At 68.7% G+C, this 18,401-nt stretch carries 14 protein-coding genes; all 14 read left to right on the top strand.

What is annotated here, in order from left to right; all coding sequences use genetic code 11:
• The first annotated feature begins 185 nt into the window (after window positions 1-185).
• The 14 genes from A5713_RS13040 to proB all read left to right on the top strand — a co-directional run bounded on the left by A5713_RS13040 (window position 186) and on the right by proB (window position 18,397).
• On the top strand, window positions 186-2,159 hold the full coding sequence (locus tag A5713_RS13040; protein WP_156751868.1) for a 2-oxoacid:acceptor oxidoreductase subunit alpha: 1,974 nt from the start codon (window positions 186-188) through the stop codon (window positions 2,157-2,159).
• Complete coding sequence (locus A5713_RS13035; protein ID WP_067917125.1) at window positions 2,156-3,247, top strand: 2-oxoacid:ferredoxin oxidoreductase subunit beta; 1,092 nt, start codon at window positions 2,156-2,158, stop codon at window positions 3,245-3,247. Before A5713_RS13040 ends, A5713_RS13035 begins: the two co-directional genes overlap by 4 nt.
• A gap of 1 nt (window position 3,248) precedes the next feature.
• Window positions 3,249-3,854 (top strand): molybdenum cofactor guanylyltransferase, encoded by a 606-nt coding sequence (gene mobA, locus A5713_RS13030; RefSeq protein ID WP_067917123.1) that lies wholly within the window; start codon window positions 3,249-3,251, stop codon window positions 3,852-3,854.
• Window positions 3,855-4,909: 1,055 nt separating this feature from the next.
• Window positions 4,910-5,320 (top strand): transglycosylase family protein, encoded by a 411-nt coding sequence (locus tag A5713_RS13025; protein WP_068096030.1) that lies wholly within the window; start codon window positions 4,910-4,912, stop codon window positions 5,318-5,320.
• An 84-nt stretch (window positions 5,321-5,404) separates the two neighbouring features.
• On the top strand, window positions 5,405-6,664 hold the full coding sequence (locus A5713_RS13020) for a trans-acting enoyl reductase family protein (protein WP_068096028.1): 1,260 nt from the start codon (window positions 5,405-5,407) through the stop codon (window positions 6,662-6,664).
• A gap of 62 nt (window positions 6,665-6,726) precedes the next feature.
• Window positions 6,727-9,384 carry a valine--tRNA ligase gene (locus A5713_RS13015; RefSeq protein ID WP_068096026.1) on the top strand — a complete coding sequence of 886 codons (2,658 nt, stop codon included), beginning with the start codon at window positions 6,727-6,729 and terminating at the stop codon, window positions 9,382-9,384.
• A 7-nt stretch (window positions 9,385-9,391) separates the two neighbouring features.
• On the top strand, window positions 9,392-10,846 hold the full coding sequence (locus A5713_RS13010) for a folylpolyglutamate synthase/dihydrofolate synthase family protein (RefSeq protein WP_068096023.1): 1,455 nt from the start codon (window positions 9,392-9,394) through the stop codon (window positions 10,844-10,846).
• Window positions 10,843-11,193, top strand: a complete 351-nt coding sequence (locus A5713_RS13005; RefSeq protein WP_067919096.1) for a DUF4233 domain-containing protein — start codon at window positions 10,843-10,845, stop codon at window positions 11,191-11,193. Before A5713_RS13010 ends, A5713_RS13005 begins: the two co-directional genes overlap by 4 nt.
• A gap of 72 nt (window positions 11,194-11,265) precedes the next feature.
• On the top strand, window positions 11,266-11,676 hold the full coding sequence (gene ndk / locus A5713_RS13000; RefSeq protein ID WP_067919098.1) for a nucleoside-diphosphate kinase: 411 nt from the start codon (window positions 11,266-11,268) through the stop codon (window positions 11,674-11,676).
• Between the two features lie 326 nt (window positions 11,677-12,002).
• Window positions 12,003-14,840 carry an Rne/Rng family ribonuclease gene (locus A5713_RS12995; protein ID WP_068096021.1) on the top strand — a complete coding sequence of 946 codons (2,838 nt, stop codon included), beginning with the start codon at window positions 12,003-12,005 and terminating at the stop codon, window positions 14,838-14,840.
• A 203-nt stretch (window positions 14,841-15,043) separates the two neighbouring features.
• The gene (gene rplU / locus A5713_RS12990; RefSeq protein WP_007169506.1) at window positions 15,044-15,355 is read left to right on the top strand and encodes a 50S ribosomal protein L21; all 312 of its coding nucleotides are present in this window, start codon (window positions 15,044-15,046) and stop codon (window positions 15,353-15,355) included.
• 47 nt (window positions 15,356-15,402) lie between these two features.
• Window positions 15,403-15,657 (top strand): 50S ribosomal protein L27, encoded by a 255-nt coding sequence (gene rpmA / locus A5713_RS12985; protein WP_046186480.1) that lies wholly within the window; start codon window positions 15,403-15,405, stop codon window positions 15,655-15,657.
• Between the two features lie 98 nt (window positions 15,658-15,755).
• On the top strand, window positions 15,756-17,297 hold the full coding sequence (gene obgE, locus A5713_RS12980) for a GTPase ObgE (RefSeq protein WP_067919102.1): 1,542 nt from the start codon (window positions 15,756-15,758) through the stop codon (window positions 17,295-17,297).
• Window positions 17,294-18,397, top strand: a complete 1,104-nt coding sequence (gene proB / locus A5713_RS12975; RefSeq protein ID WP_067919105.1) for a glutamate 5-kinase — start codon at window positions 17,294-17,296, stop codon at window positions 18,395-18,397. The genes obgE and proB overlap by 4 nt, the downstream gene beginning before the upstream one ends.
• Window positions 18,398-18,401 lie beyond the last annotated feature (4 nt).

The following is an 18,401-nucleotide window of genomic DNA, read 5'->3' as shown; positions in this document are numbered from 1 at the left end:
TAGGTGTAAAACCGCTGTATGCAACCGTTTAGAGACGGCCATTCTCGTCTTAGAGAGTCTTAAAGAAGTGCCATAATTGGTACTACTAGTGACACACAGCTCAAGGGTGCGGGGCGCGCTTGAACGGCGCGTAACGTAAAACTCCAGCGGAGTGCCTATCCGGATAACGAATGGAAGGCGGATACGTGGATCCGAACGGCAGCGGAGCCGGGTCTGATTCTCACAACGGCTCGAACGGGTCGCCTTCCGGTGGCGGGTCCGACCGCCGGCGCCTGGAGCAGGTCGTCATTCGCTTCGCCGGCGACTCCGGCGACGGGATGCAGCTGACGGGCGACCGGTTCACCTCGGAGGCAGCGCTTTTCGGAAACGACCTGGCGACCCAGCCGAACTATCCCGCCGAGATCCGGGCTCCCGCAGGAACCCTGCCCGGGGTCTCCTCCTTCCAGATCCAGATCGCCGACTACGACATCCTGACCGCCGGTGACCGCCCCGACGTGCTCGTCGCGATGAACCCGGCGGCGCTCAAGGCCAACCTCGGCGACCTGCCGCGGGGCGGCATGGTGATCGCGAATTCCGACGAGTTCACCAAGCGCAACCTGACCAAGGTGGGTTACGTGACGAACCCGCTCGAGTCCGACGAGTTGTCCGACTACGTCGTGCATTCCGTCGCGATGACCACGCTGACGCTGGGTGCCGTCGAGGCGATCGGCGCGTCGAAGAAGGACGGCCAGCGCGCCAAGAACATGTTCGCGCTGGGCCTGCTGTCCTGGATGTACGGCCGCCCGATCGAAACCAGCGAGAAGTTCATCCGGGAGAAGTTCGCCCGCAAGCCCGACATCGCCGAGGCCAACGTCTTGGCCCTCAAGGCGGGCTGGAACTACGGCGAGACGACCGAGGCGTTCGGCACCACCTACGAGGTCTCGCGGGCGACGCTGCCATCCGGCGAATACCGGCAGATCTCCGGCAACACCGCGATGGCCTACGGCATCGTCGCGGCCGGGCAGCTGGCCGACATTCCGGTGGTGCTCGGCAGCTACCCGATCACCCCGGCGTCCGACATCCTGCACGAGCTGTCCAAGCACAAGAACTTCAACGTGATCACCTTCCAGGCCGAGGACGAGATCGGCGGCATTTGTGCCGCAATCGGCGCCTCTTACGGCGGTGCGCTCGGTGTCACGAGTACTTCGGGCCCGGGGATTTCGCTGAAGTCCGAAGCGCTGGGCCTGGCGGTGATGACCGAGTTGCCGCTGCTGGTCATCGACGTTCAGCGCGGCGGGCCCTCGACCGGCCTGCCCACCAAGACCGAGCAGGCCGACCTGCTGCAGGCGCTGTACGGCCGCAACGGGGAGTCACCGGTCGCCGTGTTGGCGCCGCGCTCGCCGTCCGACTGCTTCGCCGTCGCGATCGAGGCGGTGCGCATCGCGGTGTCGTATCACACGCCGGTGATCGTGTTGTCCGATGGCGCGATCGCGAACGGCTCTGAGCCGTGGCGCATTCCGGACGTCAGCACGCTGCAGCCGATCAAGCACACCTTCGCCAAGCCCGACGAGCCCTTCCAGCCGTATAACCGTGACCCGGAGACGCTGGCCCGTCAGTTCGCCATCCCCGGCACCCCGGGGCTCGAGCACCGCATCGGCGGTCTGGAGGCGGCCAACGGTTCGGGTGCCATCTCCTACGAACCGGTCAACCACGACCTGATGGTCCGGTTGCGCCAGGCCAAGATTGACGGCATCTCGGTGCCCGACGTGGAAGTCGACGACCCGACCGGGGACGCCGAGCTGCTGCTGATCGGCTGGGGCAGCTCGTACGGCCCGATCGGCGAAGCCTGCCGGCGCGCGCGGCGCAAGGGCGTCAAGGTCGCGCACGCCCACTTGCGCCATCTCAGCCCGTTCCCGGGGAACCTGGGCGACGTGCTGCGGCGCTACCCGATGGTGGTGTGCCCGGAAATGAACTTGGGCCAGCTGGCATTGCTGCTGCGCGGCAAGTATCTGGTCGACGTGCAGTCGGTCACCAAGGTTCAGGGCGTCGCATTCCTGGCCGATGAGATCGGGCGGGTCATCCGCGCCGCGCTGGGCGGCACGCTGGCCGAAATCGAGCAAGACAAGACGATGGTCGCCAGAATGGCGGCAGCGACGGTGGGAGCGGGAGCTAGCGAATGACCGACCTGATGGGAAATCTGGCGGGCGCGGACCTGGGGTTGACCCCGAGGTTGAAGAAGAACGACGGCGTCCCCACCACGGATCAGCCGCAGAAGGGCAAGGACTTCACCAGTGACCAAGAGGTCCGCTGGTGCCCCGGCTGCGGCGACTACGTCATCCTCAACACCATCCGCAACTTCCTGCCCGAGCTGGGACTGCGGCGGGAGAACATCGTGTTCGTGAGCGGGATCGGCTGCTCCAGCCGCTTCCCGTACTACCTGGAGACCTACGGGTTCCACTCGATCCACGGCCGCGCGCCGGCGATCGCGACCGGTCTGGCGCTGGCCCGAGAGGACCTGTCCGTGTGGGTGGTCACCGGCGACGGTGACGCGTTGTCGATCGGCGGCAACCACCTGATTCACGCGCTGCGCCGCAACGTCAACATCACGATCCTGCTGTTCAACAACCGGATCTACGGGCTGACCAAAGGCCAGTACTCGCCCACGTCGGAGGTCGGCAAGGTCACCAAGTCGACCCCCATGGGTTCGCTGGACCACCCGTTCAACCCGGTGTCGTTGGCCCTGGGCGCCGAGGCTACGTTCGTCGGCCGCGCCCTGGACTCCGACCGCAACGGACTGACCGAGGTGCTGCGCGCGGCCGCCGAGCACCGCGGTGCCGCCGTGGTCGAAATCCTGCAGGACTGCCCGATTTTCAACGACGGCTCGTTCGACGTGCTGCGCAAGGAGGGCGCCGAGGAGCGGGTGATCAACGTCCGTCACGGTGAGCCGATCACCTTCGGTGCCGACGGCGAGTACTGCGTGGTGAAGTCCGGCTTCGGCCTCGAATTCGCCAAGACCGCCGACGTGGCCGTCGACGAGATCATGGTGCATGATGCGCACACCGACGACTCGGCCTACGCCTTCGCGCTGTCGCGGCTCTCCGATCAGAACCTCGATCACACGGTGCTCGGCATCTTCCGGGACGTCAGCCGGCCCACCTACGACGACGCGGCGCGCTCCCAGGTGCAGGCCGCGCGGGCCTCGAAGCCGTTCGACGACACCGCTCTGCAATCATTGCTGCGTGGGCGCGACACCTGGACCGTCGACTGACGTGGCCGAGACAGCTTCACTGGCCGGAGTAGTGCTCGCCGGCGGCGCATCGCAACGCATGGGCCGCGACAAGGCCAGCCTCCCAGTGCCTGCGTCCGCGGGCTCCCAGGCGACCACGATGGTCGAGCACGTGGTCGGCATCCTCGGACAGCGTTGCGATCCGGTCCTCGTGATGGCCGCCCAGGGCCAGCCATTGCCCGAACTGCGGGCGCGGGTGATGCGCGACGAACTGCGCGGGTTGGGGCCGTTGCCGGCGACCGGGCGGGCGCTGCGGGCGGCCGCCGACGCCGGTGCCCGGCTCGCCTTCGTCTGCGCCGTCGACATGCCTTTCCTGGCAATCGATCTCATCGACGATCTCACCCGCCGGGCGCTGGAGACCGGCGCGGAAGTGGTGCTGCCGTGGGACGGCCAGGACCACTACCTCGCCGCGGTGTACCGGACCGACCTGGCCGACCGCGCCGACGCCTTGGTGGCGGCCGGCGAGCGCCGGATGCGCGCCCTGGTGGACGCCTCGGACACCCAGCGAATCTTGACGTCGGATTCGCGGTCGCTGACCAACGTCAACACCGACGCCGAGTTGCGCGCCCTCGCGCAGCCGCGCAGCTGACGTCGACCTCACGCGAGCGGGTCGCGGTTGGACCGCGCCGGATCGATGCTCGTACGTCATCAGCCGTCGCAGTCGAAAGCCGAAATTCACAAAGCTATTCGACCTGAGGGGAGTTCTCCTTTCGCCTTGGAATGGCCACGCGGGCGTACGGTTTCCTGCTCTGGGCGAATTCACCCATCCGATCGTGATCTGTTGGGGCATAGCGCATTTCGGATGGGATGATCGGGGGACAGTCCGAGAAGGTGACGCGGGAGCGACGTGAGATCGGCCGAATGCCGCGCCCGCCCAGCAAATTGCATAAGTGAATGGCAGAAGCTCAGTGGACAGACAGCGACGGCGGCGGCCGATCCATAATGCGTCGCCGTCGGCGTCAGGCCACGCGAAAGACATTGCTTAGAACCCTCTTTCGACGATCAGATGCCGGTCCTCCGGCGATCCGGCCGTTCTGCGCGCTCGCTATTCGAACAACGCAAGTTAGCAGGCGCGCAACATAATTCGTCCGCGTCACTGGGCGTGGCGGATGGGCGATGACGCGTAACTTGTTGTAAGCTGCGCGGCTTCGCGCCACGGACCCCGGCCCGGTAGGGCGCAATCGACGTAAACGCACCAGCGCAAATACGTGGGCCAGTTCACAAAATGCGCGTGATTCGGCTCACGATTTGAAAGCGATTGCAAATGTTGGGTACCTGCCGGAATTGCAGTGCTGACCTGCCGAAATGACGACGGGATTGCGCTGTGATCACCCCGTTACCGAAACGAGATGTCCGTTTTCCGAAGATGACGAACGCGGCTGGGTCTCGTACGGTCCGTGTTAGCCCGCAACGGGTTACGGAAGAGTAACTGAAAACAGAATCACGGACCCGCGTGTGAGCGGGGCCGCGGACGTCGCAAGGCCGTCCGTGGCCGGTGGGTAGCACCCGCCGGGCGACTCGAGCCCACCGCTGTCGTGCCAGGAGAACCGGCACGGTCCGAAGCAGGTTTCCGCACCAACCAAAAACCGTCAGCCCACCCCCGTGGGCTTGCTTTGGCGCGCGCGCACCGCGAAAGGAAAGATATTGAAGAACGTCCGTAAGACGCTCGTTCTCGCCGCGATCACGGGCACCCTCGTGACCATCCCTTCGGCCACCGCCAGTGCGGAACCGACGGGTTTCGACCCCAACGTCGCGCCCGCCGGTGCGCCGGACGCACCGCCGCCTCCGGGCCCGGATGCCCCGCCGCCTCCGCCGGTCCGGGCGTACAGCGTGAACTGGGACGCCATCGCGCAGTGCGAGTCGGGCGGCAACTGGTCGATCAGCACCGGTAACGGCTTCTCCGGTGGCCTGCAGTTCACCCCGAGCACCTGGCGCGCCAACGGCGGCAACGGTTCGCCCCAGAACGCGAGCCGTGAGGAGCAGATCCGGGTAGCGGAGAACGTGCTGCACTCCCAGGGCATCGGCGCCTGGCCGGTGTGCGGCCGTCGCGGCTGACCTCCCAACGCAGTACTAAGTAGTGGCAAGTAGTGCCGGGCCCCGGGCCCGGCACTACTTGTCTGCGGGGGTAGCGTCGGGCCCGTGACCGCAACGCCGCGCGAATTCGACATCGTGTTGTACGGGGCGACCGGCTTCGTCGGGAAGCTGACCGCTGAATACCTGGCCCGGTCCGGGCCGGGCACGCGGGTGGCGCTGGCCGGCAGATCGACCGAGCGCTTGCGGGCCGTTCGCGACACCCTAGGTGAATCCGCGCGGTCCTGGCCGCTGGTCGCCGCGGACGCCTCGTCGCCGTCCACGCTGAATGAGATGGCCAGCCGCACCCGGGTCGTCATCACCACGGTCGGGCCGTACACCCGCTACGGGCTGCCGCTGGTGGCCGCCTGCGCGGCGGCGGGGACCGACTACGCCGACCTGACCGGCGAGGCGATGTTCGTCCGCGAGAGCATCGACTGCTACCACAAGCAGGCAGCCGACACCGGCGCACGGATCGTGCACGCCTGCGGATTCGATTCCGTCCCTTCGGACCTCAGCGTGTATGCGCTCTACCGGGCGGCGCGAGACGACGGCGCCGGCGAACTCGGCGAAACCGACCTGGTGGTCCGGTCCTTCTCGGGTGGGGTGTCCGGTGGAACCGTGGCGTCGATGCTGGAAGTGCTGGACATCGCATCCCGCGATCCCGACGCCCGTCGTCAGCTCGCCGACCCGTACACCTTGAGCACCGACCGCAGCGCCGAACCGGAGATCGGACCGCAGCCCGACCTGCCGTGGCGCCGGGGCCGTCAGATCGCACCGGAACTGACCGGCGTATGGACGTCGGGATTCGTGATGGCGCCCTACAACACCCGAATCGTGCGGCGCAGCAACGCATTACTGGACTGGGCGTACGGCCGCCAGTTCCGCTACACCGAAAGCATGAGCCTGGGGTCCTCGCCGCTGGCGCCGCTGGCGTCCGCCGCGGTCGGCGGAGTCGCCAACGCCACCTTCGGACTGGGCAGCCGCTACTTCCGGCTGCTGCCGCGCCGGCTGGTGGAGCGGATCGTCCCCAAGCCCGGGACCGGCCCCAGCCCGGCGGCGCGCGAGCGCGGCTTCTACAGGATCGAGACCTACACCACCACAACCACCGGCGCGCGTTACGTCGCGCGCATGGAGCAGCGCGGCGACCCCGGCTACAAAGCGACCTCGGTGCTGTTGGGGGAGTGCGGCCTCGCGCTCGCCTTCGACCGCGACAAGCTGCCCGATCTGCACGGCGTCCTCACCCCCGCCGCGGCGATGGGCGATGCCCTGCTGGCCCGGTTCCCCGCCGCGGGTGTGACGCTGCAGGTCGACCGGCTGGGGAAGTGACCCGGCTCACCTGCGATTTGGGCACTTACACACAGGTAAACGGCGCTCCCTAGAATTGACGGGTGACCGCCAGCCGCAGCCCCGCCACCGACCTGCCCAAGTCGTGGGATCCGGGCGCCGCCGAAAGCGCGATCTACCAGAGATGGCTCGACGCGGGTTACTTCGAGGCGGACCCGACGAGCGCCAAGCCCGGGTACTCGATCGTGTTGCCGCCGCCGAACGTGACCGGCAGCCTGCACATGGGCCACGCGCTGGAACACACCATGATGGACGCCCTGACCCGTCGCAAACGGATGCAGGGTTATGAGGTGCTGTGGCAGCCGGGCATGGATCACGCGGGCATCGCGACCCAGAGCGTGGTGGAAAAGCAGCTCGCGGTGGACGGCAAGACCAAAGAGGACTTCGGCCGGGAGCTGTTCGTCGAAAAGGTGTGGGACTGGAAGCGGGAGTCCGGCGGTGCCATCGGCGGTCAGATGCGCCGGCTCGGCGACGGGGTGGCGTGGAGCCGCGACCGGTTCACCATGGACGAGGGCCTGTCGCGCGCGGTCCGCACCATCTTCAAGCGGCTCTACGACGCCGGGCTGATCTATCAGGCCGAGCGGCTGGTCAACTGGTCCCCGGTGCTGCAGACGGCCATTTCCGACATCGAGGTCGTCTACGACGAGGTCGAGGGCGAACTGGTCTCGTTCCGGTACGGTTCGCTCAACGACGACGAGCCACACATCGTGGTGGCGACCACCCGGGTCGAGACGATGCTGGGTGACACCGCCATCGCCGTGCATCCGGACGACAAGCGCTACACGGACCTGGTCGGGACGATGCTGCCGCACCCGTTCCTGGATCGCCAAGTCGTCGTCGTCGCCGACGAGCACGTCGATCCCGAGTTCGGCACCGGCGCGGTCAAAGTCACGCCCGCCCATGATCCCAACGACTTCGAGATCGGGTTGCGGCATAATCTGCCGATGCCGAGCATCATGGACGCCCGGGCCGTCATCGCCGATACGGGAACAGAATTCGACGGCATGGACCGGTTCGAGGCCCGCACGGCGGTGCGCGAAGCGCTCGCGGCGCAAGGCCGCATCGTCGAGGAGAAGCGGCCCTATCTGCACAGCGTCGGACATTCCGAGCGCAGCGGCGAGGTCATCGAGCCGCGCCTGTCGCTGCAGTGGTGGGTGAAGGTCGAGTCGCTCGCCAAGGCCGCCGGGGACGCGGTTCGCAACGGGGACACCGTGATTCACCCGGCCAGCATGGAGCCGCGGTGGTTCGGCTGGGTCGACGACATGCGCGACTGGTGCATCTCACGGCAGCTGTGGTGGGGCCACCGCATCCCGATCTGGTACGGGCCGGACGGTGAGCAGGTGTGCGTCGGCCCGGAGGAGACCCCGCCGGAGGGCTGGGAGCAGGACCCCGACGTGCTGGACACCTGGTTCTCCTCGGCCCTCTGGCCGTTCTCCACGCTGGGCTGGCCGGACAAGACACCGGAGCTGGAAAAGTTTTATCCGACAAGCGTTTTGGTCACCGGATACGACATCCTGTTCTTCTGGGTGGCTCGCATGATGATGTTCGGCACCTTCGTCGGCGACGACGACGCCATCACGCTCGACGGTCGCCGCGGACCGCAGGTGCCGTTCACCGACGTGTTCCTGCACGGACTGATCCGTGACGAGTTCGGCCGCAAGATGAGCAAGTCCAGGGGCAACGTCGTCGACCCGCTGGACTGGATGGACACCTTCGGCGCCGACGCCCTGCGGTTCACGCTGGCCCGCGGCGCCAACCCCGGGGGCGACCTGGCCGTCGGCGAGGACGCAGTGCGGGCGTCGCGCAATTTCTGCACCAAGCTGTTCAACGCCACCCGCTACGCGTTGCTCAACGGCGCCCGTGTCGCGCCGCTGCCGGCGCAGGACCAACTGACCGACGCCGACCGGTGGATCCTGGGACGGCTGGAAGAGGTTCGCGCCGAAGTAGATTCGGCCCTCGACGACTACGAGTTCAGCCGCGCCTGCGAGGCGCTCTACCACTTCGCGTGGGACGAATTCTGCGACTGGTATGTCGAATTGGCCAAGACGCAGCTGGCCGAGGGGAACGCTCACACCACCGCGGTGCTCGCCGCCGTGCTGGACACCCTGCTGCGGCTGCTGCACCCCGTCATCCCGTTCCTCACCGAGGCGTTGTGGCAGGCCCTGACCGGCCAGGAATCGCTGGTGATCGCCGCCTGGCCGCAATCCTCGGGTATCGATTCGGACCCCGTTGCGGCGCAACGGATCAGCGATATGCAGCGGCTGGTCACCGAGGTCCGCCGGTTCCGCAGCGATCAAGGCCTGGCCGACCGGCAGAAGGTGCCGGCCAGGTTGGGCGGCGTGGACGCCGCGGACCTGGGCGCACAGGTGGCCGCCGTGTCGTCGCTGGCCTGGCTCACCGCGCCGGGCGAAGACTTCCAGTCGTCGGTGTCGTTGGAGGTGCGGCTGGGCCCCCAGATGAACCACACGGTCGTCGTCGAACTCGACACCTCGGGCACCATCGATGTCGCCGCCGAACGGCGCCGCCTGGAAAAAGACCTCGCCGTGGCGCGGAAGGAACTGGCGTCCACCACCGCCAAACTCGCCAACGAGGACTTCCTGTCCAAGGCCCCGCAGAACGTCGTGGACAAGATCCGGGACCGTCAGCGCGTGGCCCGGGACGAGTCCGACCGGATCACCGCGCGGCTGGCCGGGCTGCAATGAGTTCTCGATGACCGAGCCCCCCGACTGGCCCGAAGACGACCGCCAAAACGGCGCCACCGACCTGGCTCCCACCCTGGACGAGATCGCCGCGCTGCTTCAGGTCGAGCATCTGCTCGACCAACGCTGGCCGGAGACCAAGATCGAGCCGAGCCTGACCCGGATCAGCGCGCTGATGGACCTGCTGGGCTCGCCGCAACGGGCCTATCCCTGCATCCACATCGCCGGCACGAACGGGAAGACCTCGGTGGCACGCATGGTCGACGCGTTGGTGACCGCCCTGCACGGGCGCACCGGCCGGACCACCAGCCCGCACCTGCAATCGGCGGTCGAGCGCATCGCGATCGACGGCCGGCCGATCACCCCGGCGCAGTACGTCGCGACGTATCGGGAGATCGAGCCCTTCGTGCAGATGATCGACGCGCAATCCCAAGCCGCCGGCGGACCGGCGATGAGCAAGTTCGAGGTGCTGACCGCCATGGCGTTCGCGGCGTTCGCCGACGCGCCCGTCGACGTCGCGGTCATCGAGGTCGGCATGGGCGGGCGGTGGGACGCCACCAACGTCGTCGACGCGCCGGTCGCGGTCATCACCCCGATCGGCATCGACCACGTCGAATACCTCGGCGACGATCTCGCCGGTATCGCCGGCGAGAAGGCCGGCATCATCACCAAGGCTCCTGACGGCGCGCCCGACACCGTCGCCGTCATCGCGCGTCAGGCGCCCGAAGCGATGGAAGTGCTGCTGGCCCAGACCGTGCGCGCCGACGCGGCGGTGGCCCGCGAGGATTCGGAGTTCGCCGTCCTGGGGCGTCAGGTCGCGATCGGCGGCCAGGTGCTGCAGCTGCAGGGCCTGGGCGGCGTGTATTCCGACATCTACCTGCCCCTGCACGGCGAACACCAGGCGCACAATGCGGCGGTGGCGCTCGCGGCGGTGGAAGCCTTCTTCGGTGCCGGCGCGCAGCGGCAACTCGACGTCGACGCGGTGCGGGCCGGATTCGCCGCCGTCACCAGCCCCGGCCGCCTGGAACGCATGCGCAGCGCGCCCACCGTGTTCATCGACGCCGCGCACAACCCGGCCGGCGCCACCGCGCTGGCGCAGACACTCAGCGACGAATTCGACTTCCGATACCTGGTCGGTGTGCTCAGCGTGCTGGCCGACAAGGACGTCCACGGCATCCTCGCCGCGCTCGAGCCGGCGTTCGATGCCGTCGTCGTGACCCAGAACGGGTCGCCGCGGGCCCTGGACGTCGCGTCGCTGGCGCTGGCGGCGGGGGAGCGCTTCGGGCCCGACCGAGTCACCACCGCCGAGAACCTGCGCGACGCGATCGACGTCGCGACCGCCCTGGTCGACGACGCCACGGTGGCCGGGGACGCCGAGGCCTTCTCCGGCACGGGCATCGTCATCACCGGTTCGGTCGTCACCGCCGGGGCCGCACGCACCCTGTTCGGCCGGGATCCGGAATGACCGACCGCAACCGGGCTGACCCCTGGAAGAGCTTCGGCGCGGTGATGGCCGCAACGTTGTTCCTGGAAGCGATCGTCGTATTGCTGGCGATTCCGGTGGTGAGCGCGGTCGGCGGTGGACTGACGCCGGTGACGCTGGGTTACCTGATCGGCGTGGCGGCGCTGCTCATCCTGCTGGGCGGGGTGCAGCGCAAACCCTGGGCGATCTGGGTGAACCTGGGCGTTCAACTGCTGCTCCTCGCCGGCTTCGCGGTGTATCCGGGAGTGGGGTTCATCGGGGTGCTTTTCACCGGGTTGTGGGCCCTCATCGCGTACTTCCGGGCCGAGGTGCGGCGCCGCCAGGGGTAGGGGAGGCCACCGCCCGCCGCTGCCGCGGCCGCCGCCCGGCCGATTCCCGCCCCGTTCTGTACGCTGTCGGCCGTGACCGAACGGACCCTGGTACTGATCAAGCCGGACGGCGTCGAGCGGCAGCTGGTCGGGGAGATCATCAGCCGCATCGAGCGGAAGGGCCTGACCATCGCCGCGCTCGAGCTGCGGCGCGTCAGCGAGGACCTGGCCGCCCAGCATTACGCCGAGCACGACGGCAAGCCGTTCTTCGGATCGCTGCTGGAGTTCATCACCTCGGGGCCGGTGGTGGCGGCGATCGTCGAGGGACCGCGCGCGATCGCCGCGTTTCGGCAGCTCGCGGGCGGCACCGACCCGGTGGACAAGGCGACCCCCGGCACGATCCGGGGCGATTTCGGGCTGGAGACCCAGTTCAACCTCGTGCACGGGTCGGATTCGGCCGAGTCCGCAAAGCGCGAAATCGCGCTCTGGTTTCCCGACGCGTAGCGCCCAGCAAACGGGCCGCGCCACGCCGTTGACGGCGTGTTCGCTCGGGGGCGGCTTGGCTTGCCGAGTGATGTGGGATACTGATGGAGGGTGAACGTCGCCGGACCGGCGTCGGACACCCGAATGAAGACTTAGACAAGCGCGATCATCGCCACCCCGCGTTGGTGCGCGGCATGTCAGGCCGTCATTCAGCACGGCGCCGAGTGCGTTCTCCGCGAACCGCTCGGGGCGAGACCATCACAAGCCCGGGGAAGTCACCCGGGCCCATAGCGAAGCCCTCGCGTGGCCGCGTCGCCATGACGCGCCCGGGGGCTTGAGGAGAATACGTGGTAGACGGTGCACCATCCGCAGAGTCATCCGAAGAGCCGACCCGGCACGACGAACTGCCTGACCGCCTGAGAGTTCATTCACTGGCACGCACGCTGGGGACCACCAGTAAGCGGGTGCTGGACGCGTTGAGCGCCCTCGACGGGCGCATCCGCAGCGCGCACTCCACCGTGGACCGCGACGACGCGGTGCGGGTACGCGATCTGCTGGCCGCCCAGCCCGACGCCGGTGCGGAGGACGCCCACGGCGCCGCCGTCGGCGGCGGGGAGGGCGACGAAGCCGCCGCGGAACCCGAATCGCGGCTGATGCTCGAGACCGCGGTGGAGCGGCCGCATTACATGCCGCTGTTCGTCGCGCCGCAGCCGCTGGAGGCGGACGAAGACGACGGGAACGCCGACGATGGCGCCGACTCCGACGACTCCGATGCCGACGACGAAGACGACGAGCAGGCCGATCGGCCGGCCAACCGTCGGCGGCGTCGTGGCCGCCGCGGCCGCGGCCGCGGCCGCGGTGAGCAGGGCGGACCGGACAACCAGAACGACGCCGGTGACGACGAAGAGCCCCAGCGGCGCCAGAAGGCGGGCCGCGGCGACACCTCCGACACCGAGGACGGCGACGACGAAGAGGGCTCCGACTATTCGGACTCCGATGACTCCGACACCGGTGACGACGGTTCGGCGGAGGGCGCCAGCCGTCGCCGCCGCAGGCGCCGGCGGCGCAAGTCGGGCTCCGGTGACGACGGCGACGAGAGCCCCTCGCCCGACGACCCCCCCAACACCGTGGTGCACGAGCGCCCGCCACGCAGCGGCAAGAACGGCGGCGACGGCGGCAACGGCTCGTCGAACGCCGAGATCAAGGGCATCGACGGCTCCACCCGGCTGGAGGCCAAGCGGCAACGGCGCCGCGACGGGCGCGACGCCGGACGCCGCCGCCCGCCGGTGCTGACCGAGGCGGAGTTCCTGGCCCGCCGCGAGGCCGTCGAACGGATCATGGTCGTGCGCGACCGGGTCCGCACCGAGCCGCCGCACCAGGGCGCCCGGTACACCCAGATCGCCGTTCTCGAGGACGGCATCGTCGTCGAGCACTTCGTGACGTCGGCCGCCTCCGCTTCGTTGGTGGGCAACATCTACCTCGGGATCGTGCAGAACGTCCTGCCCTCGATGGAGGCGGCGTTCGTCGACATCGGTCGCGGCCGCAACGGTGTGCTCTACGCCGGCGAGGTCAACTGGGAGGCGGCGGGGCTGGGCGGGTCCGACCGGAAGATCGAACAGGCGCTCAAACCGGGCGACTACGTCGTGGTCCAGGTCAGCAAGGACCCCGTCGGGCACAAGGGCGCGCGGCTGACCACCCAGGTGTCGCTCGCCGGCCGCTACCTGGTGTACGTGCCGGGTGCGTCGTCGACCGGGATCAGCCGCAAGCTGCCCGACACCGAACGGCAGCGGCTCAAGGAGATCCTGCGCGAGGTGGTGCCGTCCGATGCCGGGGTGATCATCCGCACCGCCTCGGAGGGAGTCAAAGAGGACGACATCCGAGGCGACGTCACCCGGCTGCAGGAGCGCTGGAAGCAAATCGAGGCCAAGGCGACCGAGATCAGCGAGAAGGCCGCCGGTGCGGCGGTCGCACTGTACGAAGAGCCCGACGTTCTGGTCAAGGTCATCCGCGACCTGTTCAACGAGGACTTCGCCGGGCTGATCGTCTCCGGTGACGAAGCGTGGACGACCATCACCGAATACGTGAATTCCGTTGCGCCCGATCTGGTTTCGAAACTGAGCAAGTACGAGCCGCCCAGCGGCCCGGACGGTCAGGCCGGGCCCGACGTCTTCGCGGTGCATCGCATCGACGAGCAACTGGCCAAGGCAATGGAGCGCAAGGTGTGGCTCCCGTCGGGCGGCACGCTGGTCATTGACCGAACCGAGGCCATGACCGTGGTCGACGTCAACACCGGCAAGTTCACCGGCTCCGGCGGCAATCTCGAACAGACCGTCACCAAGAACAACCTCGAGGCGGCCGAGGAGATCGTGCGCCAACTGCGGCTGCGCGACATCGGCGGCATCGTGGTCATCGACTTCATCGACATGGTCCTCGAGTCCAACCGCGACCTGGTGCTGCGGCGGCTTACCGAGGCGTTGGCCCGCGACCGCACCCGCCATCAGGTGTCCGAGGTGACGTCGCTGGGCCTGGTCCAGCTGACCCGCAAGCGGCTGGGTACCGGGCTGATCGAGGCTTTCTCCACGTCGTGCACCCACTGCGGCGGCCGGGGAATCGTGCTGCACACCGACCCGGTGGACTCGACCCCCTCCAATGGGCGCAAGTCGGAGTCCGGGGGTGGTCGCCGCGGCAGGCGCTCCAAGAAGAAGGGGGCCGAGGAGCCGTCGGAACAGCCCATCGTGGCCAAGGTGCCCGCGCACGCCCCCGGCGAGCACCCGATGTTCAAGGCGATGGCCGCCGGCGGAACTGCGGTCCGCGACGACGAGGAATCCGACGAGGCCGCCGAGGAAGCGACCACCGAGTTCGACGAGCAGAAGCCGGCGGACGCGGCCGACATGGAGGACGCCGACCAGGAGGACTTCGAGGAGTCTGACGACGACACCGACGAAGACACCGACGAAGAGGCCGACGACGATCTCGATGACGACGACGAGGACCTCGATGACGAGGAGGACCTGGGCGACGACGACGAAGACCTCGAGATGGACGACGACGACCTGGACGTCGAGGATGACTCCGACTCGGACTCCGACGACGGGCCCGAGTCGTCCGGCGAGGCCGGGTTCGGGCGTCCGCGGCGCCGCCGGGCGGCGGGCCGGCCGGCCGGCCCGCCGATCCACGTGGACTGACCTGGCCCGGTTTGACCCTGTAGCCGCTGGTCAAGTACCCTAGGACAGTTGTCGCCAGGCCGTGTGGACTTTGGCCGGCGACAGCGGGCCACCGGGCAATCGGAGTGGACCCGCAACCCAGACCCACTGAGCTCACCGCCGGTGGCTCGCGCGCGACAGAGCCGAAGAAGCGGCTGAGCAGAGGAAAGAAGGCAGGAGCAACGATGGCGACCTACGCAATCGTCAAGACGGGCGGCAAGCAGTACAAGGTCGCCGTCGGGGACGTGGTCAAGGTCGAAAAGCTCGACTCCGACCCGGGCGCGAACGTGTCGCTGCCCGTGACCCTGGTCGTGGACGGCGCGAAGGTCACCACCGACGCCGCCGCGCTGGCCAAGGTGGCGGTGACGGGCGAGGTGCTCGAGCACACCAAGGGCCCCAAGATCCGTATCCACAAGTTCAGGAACAAGACCGGCTACCACAAGCGTCAGGGACACCGTCAGCAGCTGACGGTCCTGAAGGTCACCGGAATCAAGTGATGAGCCGTCAGGCGAAGAACAGACAAGACTGAGCGGAGACCACAGACATGGCACACAAGAAGGGCGCTTCCAGCTCGCGCAACGGTCGCGATTCCGCCGCTCAGCGGCTGGGCGTCAAGCGATTCGGCGGCCAGATCGTCAAGGCGGGCGAGATCATCGTGCGTCAGCGCGGCACCAAGTTCCACCCCGGTCTGAACGTCGGGCGTGGCGGCGACGACACGTTGTTCGCCAAGGCTGCCGGCGCCGTCGAGTTCGGCATCAAGCGCGGACGCAAAACCGTCAGCATCACGCCCCAGGTCTAGCCTCGCGAGCCGGGGCATCGCGCCCCGCGCGGGAAAACGCTGCGGCGGCTTCTCGAGGTGTTGTCGCCCGGGCGTGACTTTCGAAGGGCTGGTATCTGATGCCTCGATTCGTCGATCGGGTCGTCATCCACGCGCGTGCGGGTTCCGGCGGTAACGGCTGCGCGTCGGTCCACCGCGAGAAGTTCAAGCCGCTGGGCGGTCCCGACGGCGGCAACGGTGGCCGCGGCGGCAGCATCGTGTTCGTCGTCGATCCGCAGGTGCACACCCTGTTGGACTTCCACTTCCATCCGCACGTCACCGCCCCGTCGGGCAAACAGGGCATGGGCAACAACCGTGACGGAGCGGCGGGCACGGATCTAGAAGTCAAAGTCCCCGACGGCACCGTCGTCTTGGACGAAAACGGCCGGCTGCTGGCCGATCTGGTGGGAGCGGGCACCCGCTTCGAAGCGGCGGCCGGCGGCCGTGGCGGGCTGGGCAACGCGGCGCTGGCGTCGCGCGCCCGCAAGGCTCCCGGCTTCGCGCTGCTCGGCGAACCGGGCGAAGCGCGAGACCTCACGCTGGAGCTCAAGACTGTCGCCGACGCCGGTCTCATCGGGTTTCCCTCGGCCGGCAAATCGTCACTGGTGTCGGCGATCTCGGCGGCCAAACCGAAGATCGCGGACTATCCGTTCACGACGCTGGTGCCCAATCTCGGGGTGGTGTCGGCCGGCGAGCACACGTTCACGGTCGCCGACGTGCCGGGCCTCATCCCCGGCGCATCGCAGGGCCGCGGCCTGGGTCTGGACTTCCTGCGGCACATTGAGCGCTGCGCCGTGCTGGTGCACGTCGTCGACTGCGCCACGTCGGAGCCCGGCCGCGACCCCATCTCCGACATCGACGCGCTGGAAGCCGAACTCACCGCGTATACCCCCACCCTGCGGGGCGACACGACTTTGGGCGACCTCGCCGAGCGGCCCCGCGCGGTGGTGCTCAACAAGATCGACGTACCCGAGGCGCGGGAGCTCGCCGAATTCGTCCGCGACGAGATCGCCGAGCGCGGCTGGCCGGTGTTCGAAGTGTCGACGGTGTCGCGGGAAGGATTGCAGCCGTTGATCTTCGGGCTCTGGCGGATGATCTCGGAATACAACGCCGCCCGGCCGCAGGCAGTGCCGCGCCGGCCGGTCATCCGCCCGGTTCCCGTCGACGACAGCGGCTTCACGGTTGAGCCGGACGGGGAGGGTGGCTTCGTGGTCAGCGGCGCCCGGCCGCAGCGGTGGGTTCGGCAGACCAACTTCGACAACGACGAAGCCGTCGGCTATCTCGCCGACCGGCTGGCCCGGCTGGGCGTCGAGGAGGAACTGTTGCGGCTGGGCGCCCAACCCGGGTGCGCCGTGACCATCGGGGACATGACGTTCGACTGGGAGCCGCAAACGCCTGCGGGACAACACGTTGCGATGTCCGGCAGAGGCACCGACGTGCGACTGGAACGCACTGAGCGCGCCGGCGCCGCGGAGCGCAAGGCGGCCCGCCGTCAGCGGCGCGCCGGCGACGATGCAGTGGGGGTACCTCCCGCTTGCGGGGGACGCAGCGATGCGGAGGGGGCACCTCCCGCTTGCGGGGGAGAGCGGCGCAGAACCAGAGAACGCGGGGACGAGTCGTGACCCCGCACCGCGAGGCCATCCGCACCGCGCGCAGCCTGGTGGTCAAGATCGGGACCAACGCGCTGACCACCCCGTCCGGGGTATTCGACGCCGGCCGGCTGGCCGGGCTGGCCGACGCCATCGAGTCGCGCATGAAGGCGGGCACCGATGTCGTCATCGTCTCGTCGGGCGCCATCGCCGCCGGCATCGAACCGCTCGGCTTGACCCGTCGCCCCAAGGATCTGGCGACCAAGCAGGCCGCGGCCAGCGTCGGGCAGGTCGCGCTGGTGAACGCGTGGAGCGCGGCGTTCGCGCGGTACGGTCGCACGGTCGGCCAGGTGCTGCTGACCGCGCACGACATCTCCATGCGGGCGCAGCACACGAACGCCCAGCGCACCCTGGACCGGCTGCGGGCCCTGCACGCGGTCGCGATCGTCAACGAGAACGACACGGTGGCCACCAACGAGATCCGGTTCGGCGACAACGATCGCCTCTCGGCGCTGGTGGCTCACCTGGTCGGCGCCGAAGCCCTGGTGTTGCTCTCCGACATCGACGGGCTCTACGACGCCGATCCGCGAAAGACCAAGGGCGCCAAGTTCATTGCCGAGGTATCCGGGGCGGACGATCTGATCGGGGTGGTCGCGGGCCCCGGCAGCGACCTGGGGACCGGCGGAATGGTATCGAAGATGTCCTCGGCGCTACTGGCCGCCGACGCCGGGGTGCCGGTCCTGCTCGCCGCCGCGGCCGACGCTGGCACCGCGCTGAGCGATGCCTCGGTCGGCACGGTGTTCGCCGCACGGCCACAACGGATGTCGGCGCGGCGGTTCTGGCTGCGCTATGCCGCCGAGGCGGCCGGTGCGCTGACGCTCGACGAGGGTGCGGTGCGCGCGGTGCTGGCGCAGCGCCGCTCGCTGCTGCCCGCCGGCATCACCGGGGTGTCGGGCCGGTTCTATGCGGGAGACGTCGTCGAATTGCGCGGCCCCGACGCGGCCATGGTGGCCCGCGGTGTGGTGGCCTACGACGCCACCGAACTGGCGACCATGATCGGAAGGTCGACCTCCGAGCTGCCGGGTGAGCTGCGCCGGCCCGCGGTACACGCCGACGACCTGGTGGCGGTGTAAGCCC

Source organism: Mycobacterium sp. E2497, from assembly GCF_001668695.1.
Taxonomy (GTDB): Bacteria; Actinomycetota; Actinomycetes; order Mycobacteriales; family Mycobacteriaceae; genus Mycobacterium.
Note: the sequence above shows the minus strand (reverse complement) of the source record. Positions and strands in the feature narration are given on the sequence as shown.